The 15,057-nt window shown below is 65.4% G+C and carries 13 protein-coding genes and 1 tRNA gene; 4 read left to right on the top strand and 10 right to left on the bottom strand.

The features are described from left to right. Positions 1–128 precede the first annotated feature (128 nt). The gene (locus JHC81_RS00185; protein WP_292169289.1) at positions 129–245 is read left to right on the top strand and encodes a hypothetical protein; all 117 of its coding nucleotides are present in this window, start codon (positions 129–131) and stop codon (positions 243–245) included. Between the two features lie 15 nt (positions 246–260). Here JHC81_RS00185 and JHC81_RS00180 read toward each other — a convergent pair whose 3' ends face one another. From JHC81_RS00180 to hrpB, 9 genes are all read right to left on the bottom strand, one after another. Next, positions 261–986 (bottom strand): ABC transporter ATP-binding protein, encoded by a 726-nt coding sequence (locus tag JHC81_RS00180; protein WP_292169596.1) that lies wholly within the window; start codon positions 984–986, stop codon positions 261–263. 22 nt (positions 987–1,008) lie between these two features. Next, on the bottom strand, positions 1,009–2,310 hold the full coding sequence (locus JHC81_RS00175; RefSeq protein ID WP_292169287.1) for a lipoprotein-releasing ABC transporter permease subunit: 1,302 nt from the start codon (positions 2,308–2,310) through the stop codon (positions 1,009–1,011). Continuing rightward, positions 2,307–3,623, bottom strand: coding sequence for a proline--tRNA ligase (gene proS / locus JHC81_RS00170; RefSeq protein WP_292169285.1), 1,317 nt, complete (start codon positions 3,621–3,623; stop codon positions 2,307–2,309). Before proS ends, JHC81_RS00175 begins: the two co-directional genes overlap by 4 nt. 73 nt (positions 3,624–3,696) lie before the next feature. Next, positions 3,697–3,957 (bottom strand): DUF1467 family protein, encoded by a 261-nt coding sequence (locus JHC81_RS00165; protein WP_292169283.1) that lies wholly within the window; start codon positions 3,955–3,957, stop codon positions 3,697–3,699. Further along, entirely contained in the window at positions 3,957–4,382 is a 426-nt protein-coding gene (mce, locus tag JHC81_RS00160) for a methylmalonyl-CoA epimerase (RefSeq protein WP_292169281.1), read from the bottom strand. The genes JHC81_RS00165 and mce overlap by 1 nt, the downstream gene beginning before the upstream one ends. A gap of 70 nt (positions 4,383–4,452) precedes the next feature. Further along, complete coding sequence (locus JHC81_RS00155) at positions 4,453–6,069, bottom strand: M20/M25/M40 family metallo-hydrolase (protein WP_292169279.1); 1,617 nt, start codon at positions 6,067–6,069, stop codon at positions 4,453–4,455. Between the two features lie 135 nt (positions 6,070–6,204). Then, complete coding sequence (gene tsf / locus JHC81_RS00150) at positions 6,205–7,146, bottom strand: translation elongation factor Ts (RefSeq protein WP_292169277.1); 942 nt, start codon at positions 7,144–7,146, stop codon at positions 6,205–6,207. 94 nt (positions 7,147–7,240) lie between these two features. Next, positions 7,241–8,152: a 30S ribosomal protein S2 gene (rpsB, locus tag JHC81_RS00145; RefSeq protein ID WP_292169275.1), complete on the bottom strand. Its 912-nt coding sequence runs from the start codon at positions 8,150–8,152 to the stop codon at positions 7,241–7,243. A 155-nt stretch (positions 8,153–8,307) separates the two neighbouring features. Continuing rightward, positions 8,308–10,770 (bottom strand): ATP-dependent helicase HrpB, encoded by a 2,463-nt coding sequence (hrpB, locus tag JHC81_RS00140; protein ID WP_292169274.1) that lies wholly within the window; start codon positions 10,768–10,770, stop codon positions 8,308–8,310. Positions 10,771–10,963: 193 nt separating this feature from the next. On the opposite strand from hrpB, the gene JHC81_RS00135 reads away from it, so the two are divergent. Next, a complete protein-coding gene (locus tag JHC81_RS00135) occupies positions 10,964–12,628 on the top strand; it encodes an amino acid permease (protein ID WP_292169272.1) in 1,665 nt (554 codons plus the stop codon). A 95-nt stretch (positions 12,629–12,723) separates the two neighbouring features. Beyond that, positions 12,724–12,808 (top strand) — tRNA-Leu (locus JHC81_RS00130). A gap of 11 nt (positions 12,809–12,819) precedes the next feature. Here the strand turns inward: JHC81_RS00130 and JHC81_RS00125 are convergent. Then, positions 12,820–13,845, bottom strand: a complete 1,026-nt coding sequence (locus JHC81_RS00125; RefSeq protein WP_292169270.1) for a hypothetical protein — start codon at positions 13,843–13,845, stop codon at positions 12,820–12,822. Between the two features lie 97 nt (positions 13,846–13,942). Here JHC81_RS00125 and JHC81_RS00120 point away from each other — a divergent pair, with 97 nt between their 5' ends. Further along, a complete protein-coding gene (locus JHC81_RS00120) occupies positions 13,943–15,025 on the top strand; it encodes a PA0069 family radical SAM protein (protein WP_292169268.1) in 1,083 nt (360 codons plus the stop codon). The last annotated feature ends 32 nt before the right edge of the window (positions 15,026–15,057 follow it).

The following is a 15,057-nucleotide window of genomic DNA, read 5'->3' as shown; positions in this document are numbered from 1 at the left end:
GCCTGTATGTTCTATGTTGCGGCTTTGTTCTCGTCAAGCCTCATGGTGAAGATCGAGATGTGGGCGTAGGGTGCTGCAGACGCCGCCCAGCTCGCCCTTCGGCGGCAGGCGTCCCGAAAGACAAGCGCATGGCCAAGGGTCAGGTCCGCAGCAACAAGGAAGCCCGCAAACCGAAGGCCGAAAAGGCCAAGCCGCCCGTCAGCGTGGGCAGTTCGCCCTTCACCACACCGCCGGGCAAGAAATAGGCTCGGTCCAAGTGTTCAGTACGTCTGGCTCTGTGCCGGACGCTCTTCCAGATGGCCGTCCTTCAGGGCGAAGACGCGGTCCATATGTCCGGCCAGTTCCATGTTGTGGGTCGCGATGAGAGCACCGACGCCGGTCTGTTTGACCAGATCGTGCAGCGCCTCGAACACGGTCTGGCTGGTGGCCGGGTCCAGATTGCCTGTCGGCTCGTCGGCCAGCAGCAGTCGAGGCCGATTGGCCAGGGCACGGGCGACGGCAACGCGCTGACGCTCTCCGCCCGACAACTCCGACGGCTGATGCGTCAACCGCTCACCCAGGCCCAGGCTGGTCAGAACCTCGTCTGCCCGCTTGCGGGCCTGCGGCAGGCTCACACCGGCGATGCGCAGCGGCAGGGCGACGTTGTCTCGCGCGTCGAACTCCGGCAGCAAATGGTGGAACTGGTAGACGAAGCCGATACTGGCCAGGCGGATATGCGTCCGCTCGCGCTCACTCAGGTTGCCGACATCCTCGCCCTCGAAACGGATTTCGCCAGACGTCGGCCGCTCCAGCAGGCCCGCAGCATGCAGCAGCGACGATTTCCCCGACCCCGATGGGCCGATCAGGCCGACGATCTCGCCCGGCATGATGTCCAGATCGACGCCTTTCAGCACGGTCAGCCCGCCCGAAGCCGTCGGATAGGTCCGGGTCACATTTCGTGCGGAAAAGACGGCACCCGAGGGATAAGCCTGTGGACGGCTCTGTATGGTAGCGTCCTGCGTCAAGGTCTCACTCATAGCGCAGGGCCTCCACCGGATCGAGCTTGGCCGCCTGCCAGGACGGGATCAGACCCGCGATGCAGGACATGAAGGTGGACCACAGGGTGACCCAGAATACGTCGAGCGGATCGACCAGCGCCGGCACGGCGTCCAGCATATAGACGTCCGCATCGAACAGCTTGGTCTGGAACACCATCTCCAGGAAATGCTGGATTGAGCCAATGTTCAGGCAGAACAGCAGCCCCAGCGTCAGGCCCGTGATCGTGCCCGCCACGCCTATGGTCGCCCCGGCCATGAAGAAGACCCTCAGCATGGACGACTGGCTGGCCCCGATGGTCCGCAGGATGGCGATGTCGCGCGTCTTGTTCTTCACCAGCATGACGATGCCGGAGATGATGTTCAGCGCCGCGATGGCGACCACGAGACCGAGGATGATCGACATCGCCACCCGCTCGACCTTCAGCGCGCCCCAGAAGGCGGCCAGGCGATCGCGCCAATCGGTGACGAAGGCCCCTGCCCCCGCCGCATCGCGCACGGGCGCGATCATGGTGCCGACCTCGTCCGGCTTGGCGACCTTGACGTCGATGACGTCCCAGACGCCCTCCTTGCCGAAGAACAGCTGTGCCTGTTCCTGCGGCATGAAGATGAAGGCCCGATCGAAGTCCGCCGTGCCCGACGTGAACAGCCCGCCGATCCGATAGCTCTTTTCCAGCCCACCCAGATTGCCGAAGGCGCTGTCGGCCCCGGTCGGGGAATACAGGGTGATGGCGTCGCCGACGCGCAGGCCCATGCCCTCGGCCAGGGCCCGGCCAATGATGATATTGTCACCGCCGTAGGCCCCCTGACCGAATGTGCGGTGGGCCTCGGAATCCAGGCTGTCATAGACGTAGTTGAGCGAACGCAGGTCGTCCGGGCGGATGCCCTTGACGATGGCTCCTGTGGTCATGCCGCCCGCCCGCACCAGGCTCTGCGCCTCGATCATGGGGGCGGCGCTGATGACGCCGGGCACGGTTCTGATCCGGTCCAGCGCCGCCTCGCGATCTGGCGAGTTCAGGATCTGGCCCTGAACGTACATATGGCTGTTGAAGGACAGCATCCGGTCCAGCAGGGTCGAGCGGAACCCGGCCATGATGCTCATCACCACAATCAGGGCCATAACGGCCAGGGCGATGGCGACATAGGAGATGACGGCGATCATCGCGATCCCACCTTCCTTGCGCTTGGCCCGCAGATAGCGAAGCGCCAGCCCGACCTCCCAGGCCGAAAACGGCCCGGCCGGCTTCGTGGGCTTGCCCACCGTCGCGTCGGTCATGCCAGCAGCCTCGAGATCGCTTCATCCAGCGGCACGGACGTTTTCTCACCCGTCGCGCGGCGCTTCAGTTCGACCGTACCCTCGGCCAGGCCCTTGGGCCCGATGGTCAGCTGCCACGGCACGCCGATCAGGTCGGCCCGCGCGAACTTGCCACCCGGACGCTCGTCGGTGTCATCATACAGGACATCGCGGCCGGCAGCTTCCAGACGATGCACGGCCTCTTCGCAGGCGGCGTTCACGGCCTCGTCGCTGTTGCGCAGATTGATCACCGCCACATCGAACGGTGCCACGGCGTCGGGCCAGATGATCCCACCTTCGTCGTGGCTGGCCTCGATGATGGCCCCCAGCAGGCGCGAGACGCCGACGCCATAACTGCCCATATGGACCTCGGTGTCCTGCCCGTCCGGCCCGGCGACCCTGGCCTTCATCGGGGCGGAGTATTTGGTTCCGAAGTAGAAGATATGGCCGACCTCGATGCCGCGCGCGGTCAGACGATCCGCCTCGGGCGTCTGGGTTTCGAACTGGGCGGCGTCGTGCATTTCCTCGGTCGCCGCATACAGGCCGATCCGCTCGTCGACGATGTCCTGCAGATCGTTCCAATCCACATCGCCGCCCGGCGCCGGCATTTCGACCAGCTTGCGGTCACAGAACACCTGGCTCTCGCCCGTATCGGCCAGAACGATGAACTCGTGGCTCAGGTCTCCGCCGATCGGCCCGGTGTCGGCCCGCATCGGCACGGCCTTCAGACCCATACGGGCGAAGGTATTCAGATAGGCCACGAACATGCGGTTGTAGGCCTTGCGCGCCGACGCCTCGTCGATGTCGAAGCTGTAGGCATCCTTCATCAGGAACTCGCGCCCCCGCATGACGCCGAAGCGCGGCCGACGCTCGTCGCGGAACTTCCACTGGATATGAAACAGGTTCAGCGGCAGGGATTTGTAGCTCTTCACGAAGCCGCGGAAGATGTCGGTGATCATCTCCTCATTGGTCGGCCCGTACAGCAGTTCGCGCTCGTGCCGGTCGGTGATGCGCAGCATTTCGGGGCCATAGGCATCATAGCGGCCGCTCTCGCGCCACAAATCGGCCAACTGCAGTGTCGGCATCAGCAGCTCGACCGCCCCTGCTCGCTCCTGCTCTTCGCGCACGATCTGCTCGATCTTGCGCAGCACCCGCAGCCCCAGCGGCAGCCAGGCATAGATGCCGGCGGCCTCCTGCTTGATCATGCCCGCCCGCAGCATCAGTTGGTGCGAGACGATGGTGGCGTCCGAGGGCGCCTCTTTGAGCGTGGGCAGGAAGTAGCGCGACAGGCGCATGGGCAGAATCCGGCAATAAGTCAGGAAAGACCTGCTTTAGCCGGGCGACCGGGGCGAAAGCTAGGCCAGGCGATCAAACAGGCGGAGCCAGATCCGGCAGGGGCATCCAGCCGATGAAGACCAGGACCATCACCAGCAGCCAGACCAGGGCTGAAATCCAGGTCGTGGTGATGAATTTGCGCTTCAGGTTCGGCGTCTTGGGTGCCCCCCACTGGGTGCCGTCGGTCGGCGGCTCGTGCACCTCCTGCGAGGTCCCCAGCGGCAGCACGGTGAATAGCACGACCCACCAGCAGACCACATAGATGGCGAACATGGTGACAGGACCGATGGGCATCAGTGCGCTCCGTTCTTGGGTGTTTCCATCAGCTCGACCAGAACCCCGCCCATATCCTTGGGATGCAGGAACAGGATCGGTGTGCCGTGGGCTCCTATCCTCGGCTCCCCCGTACCCAGGATGGTCGCCCCCCTGGCCCGCAGATCATCCCGCGCCGCCAGGATATCGTCTACCTCGAAACAGACGTGATGCTGCCCGCCCTTCGGGTTCTTGGCAAGAAACCCGTGGATCGGCGAATCCTCGCCCAGCGGCTCGATCAGTTCGATCTGGCTGTTTGGCAGGTCGATGAAACAGACCCGCACCCCCTGCGCAGGCAGGTCGAACGGCGCATGGGCCTTCGTCGCCCCCAGCAGGTCGCGATACATCGCGACACTGGTCTCGATGGAGGGCGTGGCGATACCGACGTGGTTCAGTCTTCCGATCATCCTGCACCCTTAGCTGGTCACGAAGCGCGGCAGAAGTCGGACGACGTGTCCGTGTCGCCGCAGCGCCTCGTTACTCCCCACCGGGATAGGCGAACGGATCACTGGCGGTCGGGCGTGTCGGCAGAGGCATGCGCGGCAGGGGCTCGTCAGAGTTGGCGGCACTCAGCAGAACACTGGCCAGAATGACCGCCGCCTGACGCAGGTCGTCGGCCCGCAGATGGTCGTAGCTGTCGATCGAGGTGTGGTGAAGTCGGCTGCCGTAGTCCAGCGGATCCTGAATGAATTGGAAGCCCGGCACACCGACCGTCTGGAAATAGACGTGGTCCGTCCCGCCCGAGGGTCGCAACGACACGGTCGTGGCCCCCATGCTGGCAAAGGGTTCGATCCACTTCTGCAGGATCGGCGCGGCGGCGACATTGCCCTCAGCATTGATGCCCCTGATCTTGCCCGAGCCATTGTCCAGATTGAAATAGGCCACCAAATCGTCGTGGCCCTCGCGCGGCTGGATCGGCCAGCGGGCGCGCCAGGTCTGGCTGTTGGGCAGGGCGGCGGCCGCCGCATCGCTCATGGGCGCGCGCGTCGCCAGATGCCGGTCGACATAGGCCAGCGATCCCAGCAGGCCCTGTTCCTCACCGTTCCAAAGGGCGAACCGGATGGTGCGCTTGGGCCGCACACCCATGGTTCTCAGGATGCGTGCCGCCTCCATGACCACGGCACTACCGGCGGCATTGTCCACTGCCCCGTCGGAGGCGACCCAGCTGTCCAGATGGGCCCCGGCCATCACATATTCGCCAGACCGGTCCGAGCCCGGAATGTCGGCGAAGACATTGTAGGCATTGACGTCCTCGTCGTGGAACTGGACCTCGCTCATCAGCTCCAGCTTCGGCGGGGTGTCGGTCAGGGCCAGTCGCGCCAGGCGACGATAGTCCTCGGCGGCCAGTTCCAGGCCTGGCGTCCGGGGTGTCGCGCCCGCCTGATAAGTATAGCCGGTTCCGTGGAGCAGACCGCCGTCCCGCTGGGACATGCGAACCATGGCGATCGCCCCCTCCTCCACCAGGAAGGCATCCAGCCGCATGGCGAAATCGGCCCGTCCTGACCGCGCGGCACGTTCGGCGGCCTCCGGGTCGTTGCGAGGCAGGACATAGGTGTTGCGGCCGGCCAGTTCCTCATCGGTCCAGCGGCGGAAGGCGGGCTCGGTCGGCTCCGAGCCGTTGTCAGGCCGGGTCAGAAGAACGATCTTGCCCCGCAGCTTGCCGCGCCACTGCTCGAACTGGCCGGGACTGGTGATCGGTGCCACGACGATGTCGCCCGAGATCACGCCGTTGGTGCCGGGCGTCCAGGCGATAGGGATCACCCGCAGATCGAGTACGCGCGGCTCGGTCATCCGGGCGCTGGACCGGACGATCGACCAGCCGCGCCCGAACTCGAACCCCTCGGTTCGCACATTCGACAGGCCCCAATCGCGGAACCGCTGCTGGGTCCACTGTTCGGCCTGACGCATCTGGGGGGAGTTGGTCATCCGCCCGCCGATCCGGTCGGTCAGATAGGCCGCCGTCTGCATGATTTCGGAATGGTTCAGTCCCTGATCGATGATGCGATTGACGGCGACACGATCAACATCCTGGGCCTGGACGGGCACAGCGGTCAGGATGGCGATGGCGGATACGGCGGCGAACAGGCGCTTCATGAAAACGGACCCCTTGAATCAGCAGGCCGTCATTTGGCGCATCGGACATCGCCTCGCCAAGCCCCAAAGAAAAAGGGTCGGTGACGCCTCGCCACCGACCCTTCATTTCAGTCATTCAGCCTTGGGCTGAAACGATCAGTTGCCGCCCATCATGGAGGCGACTTCCGAAGCGAAGTCCGGTCCTTCGACCTTCTCGACGCCTTCGCCCAGCGCCAGGCGGACGAAGCCGGCAAGGTGCAGGTCGGGTGCGCCCAGTTCCTTGCCCGTGTCGGCGACCAGCTGCTCGATGGTCACGTCGGGGTTCATGACGAAGGGCTGTTTGATCAGCACCACGTCCTTCTGGAACTTGTTGATCTGGCCTTCCACGATCTTGGCGATCATGTTTTCCGGCTTGCCTTCTTCCTTGGCCTTCTCGGTCAGGACCTGACGTTCCTTCTCGATGGCGGCCGGGTCCAGATCGTCCGTGTTCAGCGACAGCGGAGCCGTCGCGGCCACGTGCATGGCGATCTTGCGGCCCAGTTCGCGCAGGGCGGCCTTGTCGCCACCGCCGTGCAGGGCGACCAGCACGCCGATGCGGCCGACGCCGGGCGAGACGGCATTGTGGACGTAGGAGGCGACCACGCCTTCAGCGACCGACAGGCGGGCGGCGCGACGCAGCTGCATGTTCTCGCCGACCGTGGCGATCAGGTTGGTGACCTCGTCCTGGACCGTCTTGCCGGCTTCCAGTTCCGCACCGTGTAGGCCTTCGACGGTGGCGTGCTCCAGACCCAGCTGGGCGAACGATTTGGCGGCGTTCTGGAACAGTTCGTTGCGGGCCACGAAGTCCGTCTCGGCGTTGAACTCGATGGCGGCGCCGACTTCACCGGCTCCGACTTCCTTGGACGCGACGGCGACCAGGCCCTCGGCGGCGACGCGGTCGGCCTTCTTGGCGGCCTTGGACAGGCCCTTGGCGCGCAGCCAGTCGATCGCGGCGTTGATGTCGCCGTCGGTTTCCTGAAGCGCCTTCTTGCAGTCCATCATGCCGACGCCCGACTTGGCGCGCAGTTCCATGACGAGGGCGGCTGTGATCTCGGCCATTGTATAGCTCCTTGGGTATTCGAATGCGGGAACGGCCGGGCTGGTTTAGCCCGGCCGTATGTCAGTTTTCGCCGTCAGATGAAGGCGGGTCGGCTCAGACCGCAGCCTTCTCGGTTTCGACGGCGTCGTTGGCTTCCGAAGTGGCGGCCTGGGCGGCTTCGTCGGCGACGGCCGGCTCAGCGGCCGCTTCCATCTCGGCGGCGACAGCCTCCGTACCGGCCGGGGCGGCTTCGGCTTCAGCCTTGGGGGCCTTGGCTTCGCGCAGCATCGGCTCGTCCGGGTTGACGGCGGCGCCCAGGTCCACGCCCGACTGCGAGGCACCGGCGGCCAGACCGTCCAGGACGGCGTCGGCGATCAGGTCGCAGTAGGTCTGGATGGCGCGGGCGGCGTCATCGTTGCCGGGCACCGGATAGGTGATGCCGTCGGGGTCCGAGTTGGTGTCCAGGATGGCGATGATCGGGATGTTCAGCTTGCGGGCTTCCTGGATCGCGATCGCTTCCTTGTTGGTGTCGATCACGAACATGATGTCCGGCACCGAACCCATGTCCTTGATGCCGCCCAGCGACAGCTCCAGCTTGTCGCGTTCGCGGGTCAGGTTCAGCAGTTCCTTCTTGACCCGGCCTTCGCCGCCGGATTCCAGCAGGGCGTCCAGCTCGCGCAGGCGGGCGATCGAACCCGAGACCGTCTTCCAGTTGGTCAGCGTGCCGCCCAGCCAGCGGTTGTTCATATAGTATTGGGCGCAGCGCTTGGCGGCCTCGGCGACCGGATCGGCGGCCTGACGCTTGGTGCCGACGAACAGCACGCGGCCCCCCTTGGCGGCCACGTCGCGCACGGCGACCAGGGCCTGATGCAGCAGCGGGATCGACTGCGACAGGTCGATGATGTGGATGTTCGAGCGCGAGCCGAAGATGTAGCGGTCCATCTTCGGGTTCCAGCGATGCGTCTGGTGACCGAAGTGCGCGCCGGCTTCGAGCAGCGAACGCATGGAGAATTCTGGCAGAGCCATGAGTGTAGTGTCCTTTATCCGATTGATCCGCCGCAGGCGCTGAAAGGCCGGATGGCCCTCGGAACGGTGCAAACCGGGATGTCTCCCCGACCTGCGCCACGCCTGCGTGTGAAGTGCGCGCGCTCTCTAGGCGCGCTGGGGATAAAAGGCAAGCGTCACGTCCCGCGCGGCTTGGCTCGTGATGTCGCTTGCGCGGCCGCCGGGTCTTCCGGCCAAGGATGACGCGGATAGCGCCCCCGCATTTCGGCCCGCACGGCCGCCCAGCTCCCGGCCCAGAAGCCCGGCAGATCCTTGGTAACTTGAACCGGCCGTCGCGCCGGCGACAGCAGGGCCAGGGTCAGGGGCACCGCTCCGCCGCCTACGGTCGGGTGTGCGGTCACCCCGAACAGTTCCTGCACTCGAATGTCCACCCGCGGCCCGCCCTCGGCGGCATAGTCGATGGCGGTGGATCCCAGCGGAGTCTCCAGGCGCGCCGGGGCCAACTCATCCAGCGCCCGATGACGATCCCAGGGGATGAGGGTTTTCAGCCCCTGCTCCAGGGCCACGTCAGGAATCGCGGACAGCGCCTGGACGCCATCCAGCAGCGGCCAAATCCAGTCTTCACGCGAGGCTAGCAGGGCAGAATCCGACACATCCGGCCAGCTCGCATCCAGGCCATGCAGAAACGAAAGTCTGGCCCGCAGACCCGCAGATCGCTCGCCCCATTTCAAGTTCGCCAAACCCTCACGCTCGACCTGCTCACGCAAGGCAGCGGTGATCGCGGCGCGGTCCGCCGGGCCCATGATCCGCTCATCGACGACGATGGCCCCGATCCGTCGGATGCGGCGCATCACCATCCGTCCCGACGGTTCCTGCACCAACCTGTCGTCGACATTGATCCGCGCCTCCAGATCGACGGGATCGACCGGTGCTGCCAATCGGATGCGATCGCGGGCGTCCCCTCCCCCCAGTTCGGCCACCGCCAGCCACGACTCCCGCGCCAGCGTCTCGGTCGGGTCCATAAACGCGCCGCGCCCGGAGGCCATCAGCACCTCTCCCGGCTTGCCCCGCGCCCTGGCGACGCGCTCCGGAAAGGCTTCGGCGAGCAGAGTACCCGCGTCGATTCCGCTTCCAGCCGCGCCATCCCTGCCAGCCCCGAGCTCTGCCGCCCGGCCCCAGCGCTCGATCAGTTTCATGGCGTCCCGGGCTCGCTGGGATTGATCGCGCTCCAACCCTTGCAGCCGTTCGCCCAGATCGACGGCCTTCCCGCCCAGCCCCGGCTCGCTCAGCACCGCCGCGATCCTCGCCCCCAGCCGGGCGTTCCCGGCATCGGCGGCGACGCAAACCATGTGCGCCAGTCGCGGCGTCAGTGGCATGCGCGTCAGCCTCTGTCCGTGCGGCGTCAGCGCTCCCGCCTCATCCAGCGCGCCCAGCCGCCCCAGCACGGATCGTGCCTCGGCGAATGCGCCCGCCGGCGGCATGTCCAACAGCGCCAGGCCCTGAACATCGGCCCGCCCCCATCGCGCCAGATCAAGCGCGAACCCGGACAGGTCCGCCTCCAGGATTTCCGGCCTCTGATGCGGCACCAGGCCCCGCGTCTGCTCTTCATCCCACAGACGCAGGCAGACCCCCGGCTCTGTTCGGCCCGCCCGCCCGCGCCGCTGCTCGGCCGAGGACTTGCTGACCTTGACCGTCGCCAGTCGCGTCAGGCCGCTCGCTGCCTCGAAGCGGGGAACACGAGACAGGCCCGAATCGATCACGACCCGAACCCCCTCGATGGTCAGGCTGGTCTCGGCGACCGATGTCGCCAGCACGACCTTGCGCCGTCCCGGTGCCACCGGTTCGATGGCCCTATCCTGCGCCGTCCGCTCCAGCCCGCCGTACAGCGGCACTACATCGACGGCCGGATCGCGCAGTCGCTCGGACAGTCGTTGCGCGGTGCGATGAATCTCGCCCTGCCCCGGCAGGAAGACCAGGATCGACCCCGTCTCCTCGCCCAGCGCCTGGACAACCGCCCGGGCGACCGCATCTTCCAGTCGCTCGACCGGGTTACGACCGAGATAGCGCGTCTGGACGGGATACATCCGTCCCTCTGCCTCGATGACGGGCGCAGCCTTGCCGTCCGCCCCCGCCAGCAGGCGCGACACGCCCGCGATATCCAGCGTCGCCGACATGACCAGCAGCCTCAGGTCGTCACGCAGGATGGTCTGGCTCTCCCGCGCCAGGGCCAGTCCCAGATCAGCATCCAGGCTGCGTTCGTGAAACTCGTCGAACAGAACGGCTCCGAATCCTTCCAGGCCGGGGTCGTCCAGAATCATGCGCGTGAAGACGCCCTCGGTGATCACCTCGATCCGCGTCCTTGGCCCGATCCGGCTTTGCAGTCGGGTGCGATAGCCGATGGTCTCGCCCGCCGGCTGTCCCAGCGTCGCCGCCATCCGCTCCGCCGCCGCCCGCGCCGCCAGCCGCCGCGGCTCCAGCACCAGTATCCGACGCCCCTCCAACCACGGCTCATCCAGCAGGGCCAGCGGCACCACGGTCGTCTTGCCCGCTCCGGGCGGCGCGGCCAGGACCACGGCATTGTGGGCCACCAGCGCGGCCTTCAGCGGCTCCAGAACGGCGTGAATAGGCAAAGAAGTCATGCGGCTCGACGGATTCGAGGTGCGCCACGCGCATCTTCGATGTGCTTTAGACGCCTCTACCGGCTTCACGAAAGCGTCGTCTGGCCTTCACCATTCCTAAACCGCGTTGCCAGCGCGGTCTTGCACCGCTAGCGTCCGCGCCATTGAAGGTGGCCCGGGGAGGGTTCGCCGTAGTATCAGGGGGCGAGACTCTATGTCCGCAGACGGCCTTAGGCCCAAGGGGAACCGCCTGTTCCTCAGAAAATCCATCGCTCAGATCCAGAAGGAAGCCGCCAAGAGCGAGCTGAAACGGACCCTGGGCCCGATCAACCTCATGAGCCTGGGCATCGGTGCCATCATTGGTGCCGGCATCTTCGTTCTGACCGGACAGGTGGCCTCGGCCCACGCCGGTCCGGCGATCATGTTCTCGTTCGTTCTGGCCGGCATCGCCTGCGCCCTCGCGGGCCTGTGCTACGCCGAGCTGGCCTCGACCATGCCGGTCTCCGGCTCGGCCTATACCTATGCCTACGGCACCATGGGCGAGATATTCGCCTGGATCATGGGCTGGCTGCTGGTGCTCGAATACGGCGTCGCGGCCTCGACCGTGGCGGTCGGCTGGTCCGGCTATGTCGTGTCCATCCTGACGGATTTCGGCATCAGCGAGACGCTGTTCCCGACGATACAGTACGCCGGTGGCGAAGGGCCTCAGTGGGCCACGCCGCTGGTCCAGTATGTGACGGGTGAAGGCGGCTCCAGCTTCCCCATGACCGGCACCTTCAACCTGGTCGCCGCCATCGGCATCGCCGCGGTCTGCAGCCTGCTGGTGCTGGGCGTGTCGGAATCGGCCAACATCAACAACGCCATCGTGGTCATCAAGATCATCGTCCTGCTGACCTTCATCCTAGTGGGGGTGCAGTACATCAACCCCGCCAACTGGCAGCCCTTCATCCCGGCCACGCCCGAAGGCGGTACCTGGGACCAGTTCGGCGTCGGCGGCATCTTCCGCGGGGCCTCGATCATCTTCTTCGCCTATGTCGGCTTCGAGGCGGTTTCGACCGCTGCGGCCGAGGCCAAGAACCCGTCCAAGGATGTTCCCGTCGGCATCCTGGGCGCCCTGGTGGTCTGTACGCTGATCTACATGGCCGTCGCGGCCGTCATGACCGGCGTCGTGCCCTATCTGGAGCTGGCCTCGCCTGCCCCCATCGCCGTCGCCATCGACCGCATGGCCCTGACCTGGGCGAACATCCCGCTGGCCGTCGCACCGGGCGGTCAGCTGAACCTGATCAGCTTCCTGATCAAGATCGGCGCCATCACCGGCCTGTCCTCGGTCATGCTGGTGCTGTGCTACGGCCAGACGCGCGTCTTCTACACCATGGCGCGTGACGGCCTGCTGCCCAAGGCGTTCGCCATCATCCATCCGAAGTTCCGCACGCCCTGGATCGGCACCATCCTGCTGGGCGTCGTCATCGCTGTGGCGGCATCCTTCCTGCCGATCTCCATCCTGGGCGACCTCGTGTCGCTGGGTACGGCCAGCGCGTTCGCCATCGTCTGTCTGTCGGTGATCATGCTGCGCATCCGCTATCCGGACATGGAGCGTCCGTTCAAGGTTCCGGGCGGCATCTTCACGGCCGTGCTGGGCATCCTGGCCTGTGCGGCCCTGGCCGGTCTGAACTTCATCCCGATGGTTCAGCACGCCCTGAACGACAACCCGCTGCCCCTGACCATCCTGGGCATCTATGCCGTCGTCGGGGCCGTGGTCTACATCGCCTACGGCTACTGGAACTCCAAGCTGGCCAAGGGCATCGACATCACCGAGGAGACCACCATCACCTCCCCGGCCGCCGCCTTCGGCGAGGGTGTCGACAACCAGAAGGACTGATGTTCTCAGTCTCGACTTAATGGCAAAGGCCCGGGAGCGATCCCGGGCCTTTCGCTTTTGCGCGGCATCGCCTAGAGCCTTTCCTCAAGACCTATGCGGATGTGGCGGAACTGGTAGACGCACTGGATTTAGGTTCCAGCGCCGCGAGGCGTGGAGGTTCGAGTCCTCTCATCCGCACCAACGGCCTTTGGCTACTCGTCCAACGTAACGCCCAATCTTGAGGCTTCAGCCTGATAACGAGCGGTGGACAGCGCCCATTGCGCTTCGTTCTCACGGTCCATATCCGCAAGCAGGTCGACCAGCCCCACGACAGCACGGCAGGACCCAACAGCATCGCCCGCCTCGCGCTTTCCGGGGATCTCCAGTGTTAGCTCGAGCATGGACTGAACTCTGGAAAGCTGCCGTTCCAGCCCTTTCAGAATAGCTTGATCGTTGAGCATCGACATCTGGAATGCATCACGATCCGCTTGGGTCCAGACGCCTTTGTCCATCAGAATCTGGCCATGCCATTGCGCCAGGTGTTCTGAATAATCCTGAAAGCTCCGCGCCACATTCATGACGTCAAAGCTGCCGCCAAGCTCGAAGTTGTCGTAGATTTCCTCGGCTCGAACAGGATCAGCGCAATCCTGTATGTTGGAACGAACAGGCGTCGGCAAAATCGGCTTCACGGGTCGCTCGACACGAGTGCGCCCTAACAATTCGTCCATGGCCAGTTGCCGTCGCCCCTCATCCGCACATGAGACGATCACAGACACGCCCAGTTGTGACAGCCCCATCTGAAGCCGGGATTCAGGTGCCTCGGCTGGGACCGAATAGATTATGGTTTCCGTTTCGTCGTCGAAACGCCGGTTCTCGAAACGACCTGAGGCCTCAACCAGCGTGTCGAGTTCATCAAGCAGCTGTGTCGCGCCCTCACGCCTCTGCTCGACCGTGCCAGCGTCGTCAGGGGCGTAGGCCCAAACGTCTACGGAAACGAGCTTTTTGGACCGGGGAGTCGCGATGACTTCCATGGTTCGAAAGGGAGCAACTGTGTCGCGCAGCCGCAAATTACGACCTCCATTGTAGGGATCGGTCATACTAAACCCGAACGCCGCTTCAGGCCTGCATCCATTGGCCAGACCGACTATGGCGCTCGGTGCCACTTCCTGCGCACGGGGCGACCCGATTGGCTGCGCAATCAGTCCCGCTATCGTGCTGACGATGAGTATGTTTTTCATGCGTACCCCTCGACTCAAGGTGCACCTTCCGGGCGTGGGTAGCAATCCAACCCCGAAATGTTCTTGCTTTGTTCTGTCCTTCTGCTATTTTCCTGTCATGGCTGAAGCGGCAAAGGGACGAGGGGCGCGGTCAAATGCGACCGGGCGGTTCGAGCCGGAAACCGTTCAGGCCTTCGATGACGGCTGGACCGATCAGGATGCCGAGGCAGCGCCCCTGCGCACCACCCTGACGCCCGAGCACGCCCGGACCATCATCGCCAGAAATACAAGTCCGGACATCGGTTTCGACCGGTCCATCAACCCCTACAAGGGCTGCGAACATGGCTGCATCTACTGCTACGCCCGTCCGTCCCATGCCTTCATGGGCCTATCCCCGGGCCTGGATTTCGAGAGCCGACTGTTCTGGAAACCCGAAGCGGCGCGTCTGCTGGAGCAGGAACTCACCCGGCCCCGCTATGTCTGCAAACGCATCCACATAGGCGGCAACACCGACCCCTATCAGCCGGTCGAGCGCGAGCTGAAGTCCACGCGCGCCGTGCTGGAAGTGTTGCAGCGTTTCCGCCATCCGTTCAGCATCATCACCAAGTCGGTGCTGATCTCGCGTGACGCTGACATCCTGGGCCCCATGGGACGGGATGGCCTGGCCTCGGCCTTCGTCTCCATCACCACCCTGGACAGGGGTTTGGCCCGCGCCATGGAGCCTCGCGCCTCCACGCCCGCAAAGCGCCTCGAAGCCATCTCGCGGCTGGCCGAAGCCGGGGTGCCAGTCGGCGTCGGCTTCGCCCCCGTCATCCCCGGCCTGAACGACCACGAGCTGGAAGCTGTGCTAGAGGCCGCCGCAAAGGCCGGGGCCACGACCGCCATGTATGTCACCCTGCGGCTGCCGCTGGAGATCAAGGACCTGTTCCGCGAATGGCTGGCCGACGCCCGCCCCGACCGCGCCGCCCGCGTCATGTCGCTGATCCGCCAGACGCGCGGTGGCCGCGATTACGATCCCGACTGGAACACCCGGATGAAGGGCACGGGCCCCGTCGCCGAGCTGATCGCGACCCGGTTCCGTGCCGCTGTCAAACGCTATGGCCTGGACGCGCCACGTCACCTGCTGGACGAAAGCCAGTTTCGCGTGCCCGCCGAAGCCCGGCCCCAGATGGACCTGTTCGACCTGCCCCATGCGATCTAGGTCGCGTCAGCTTCGGTGGCTGGACAGCGGCT

The sequence above is a fragment of the Brevundimonas sp. genome (assembly GCF_016463295.1).
Classification (GTDB): Bacteria; Pseudomonadota; Alphaproteobacteria; order Caulobacterales; family Caulobacteraceae; genus Brevundimonas.
The sequence above is the reverse complement of the archived record's forward strand: the minus strand, read 5'-3'. Positions and strand labels throughout refer to the sequence as shown.

Bases quoted from the DNA above. Each gene is read 5' to 3' on its own strand.
- JHC81_RS00185 (WP_292169289.1), top strand. From the start codon at position 129: ATGGCCAAGGGTCAGGTCCGCAGCAACAAGGAAGCCCGCAAACCGAAG.
- JHC81_RS00175 (WP_292169287.1), bottom strand. From the start codon at position 2,310: ATGACCGACGCGACGGTGGGCAAGCCCACGAAGCCGGCCGGGCCGTTT.
- proS (WP_292169285.1), bottom strand. From the start codon at position 3,623: ATGCGCCTGTCGCGCTACTTCCTGCCCACGCTCAAAGAGGCGCCCTCG.
- JHC81_RS00165 (WP_292169283.1), bottom strand. From the start codon at position 3,957: ATGCCCATCGGTCCTGTCACCATGTTCGCCATCTATGTGGTCTGCTGG.
- mce (WP_292169281.1), bottom strand. From the start codon at position 4,382: ATGATCGGAAGACTGAACCACGTCGGTATCGCCACGCCCTCCATCGAG.
- JHC81_RS00155 (WP_292169279.1), bottom strand. From the start codon at position 6,069: ATGAAGCGCCTGTTCGCCGCCGTATCCGCCATCGCCATCCTGACCGCT.
- tsf (WP_292169277.1), bottom strand. From the start codon at position 7,146: ATGGCCGAGATCACAGCCGCCCTCGTCATGGAACTGCGCGCCAAGTCG.
- rpsB (WP_292169275.1), bottom strand. From the start codon at position 8,152: ATGGCTCTGCCAGAATTCTCCATGCGTTCGCTGCTCGAAGCCGGCGCG.
- hrpB (WP_292169274.1), bottom strand. From the start codon at position 10,770: ATGACTTCTTTGCCTATTCACGCCGTTCTGGAGCCGCTGAAGGCCGCG.
- JHC81_RS00135 (WP_292169272.1), top strand. From the start codon at position 10,964: ATGTCCGCAGACGGCCTTAGGCCCAAGGGGAACCGCCTGTTCCTCAGA.
- JHC81_RS00125 (WP_292169270.1), bottom strand. From the start codon at position 13,845: ATGAAAAACATACTCATCGTCAGCACGATAGCGGGACTGATTGCGCAG.
- JHC81_RS00120 (WP_292169268.1), top strand. From the start codon at position 13,943: ATGGCTGAAGCGGCAAAGGGACGAGGGGCGCGGTCAAATGCGACCGGG.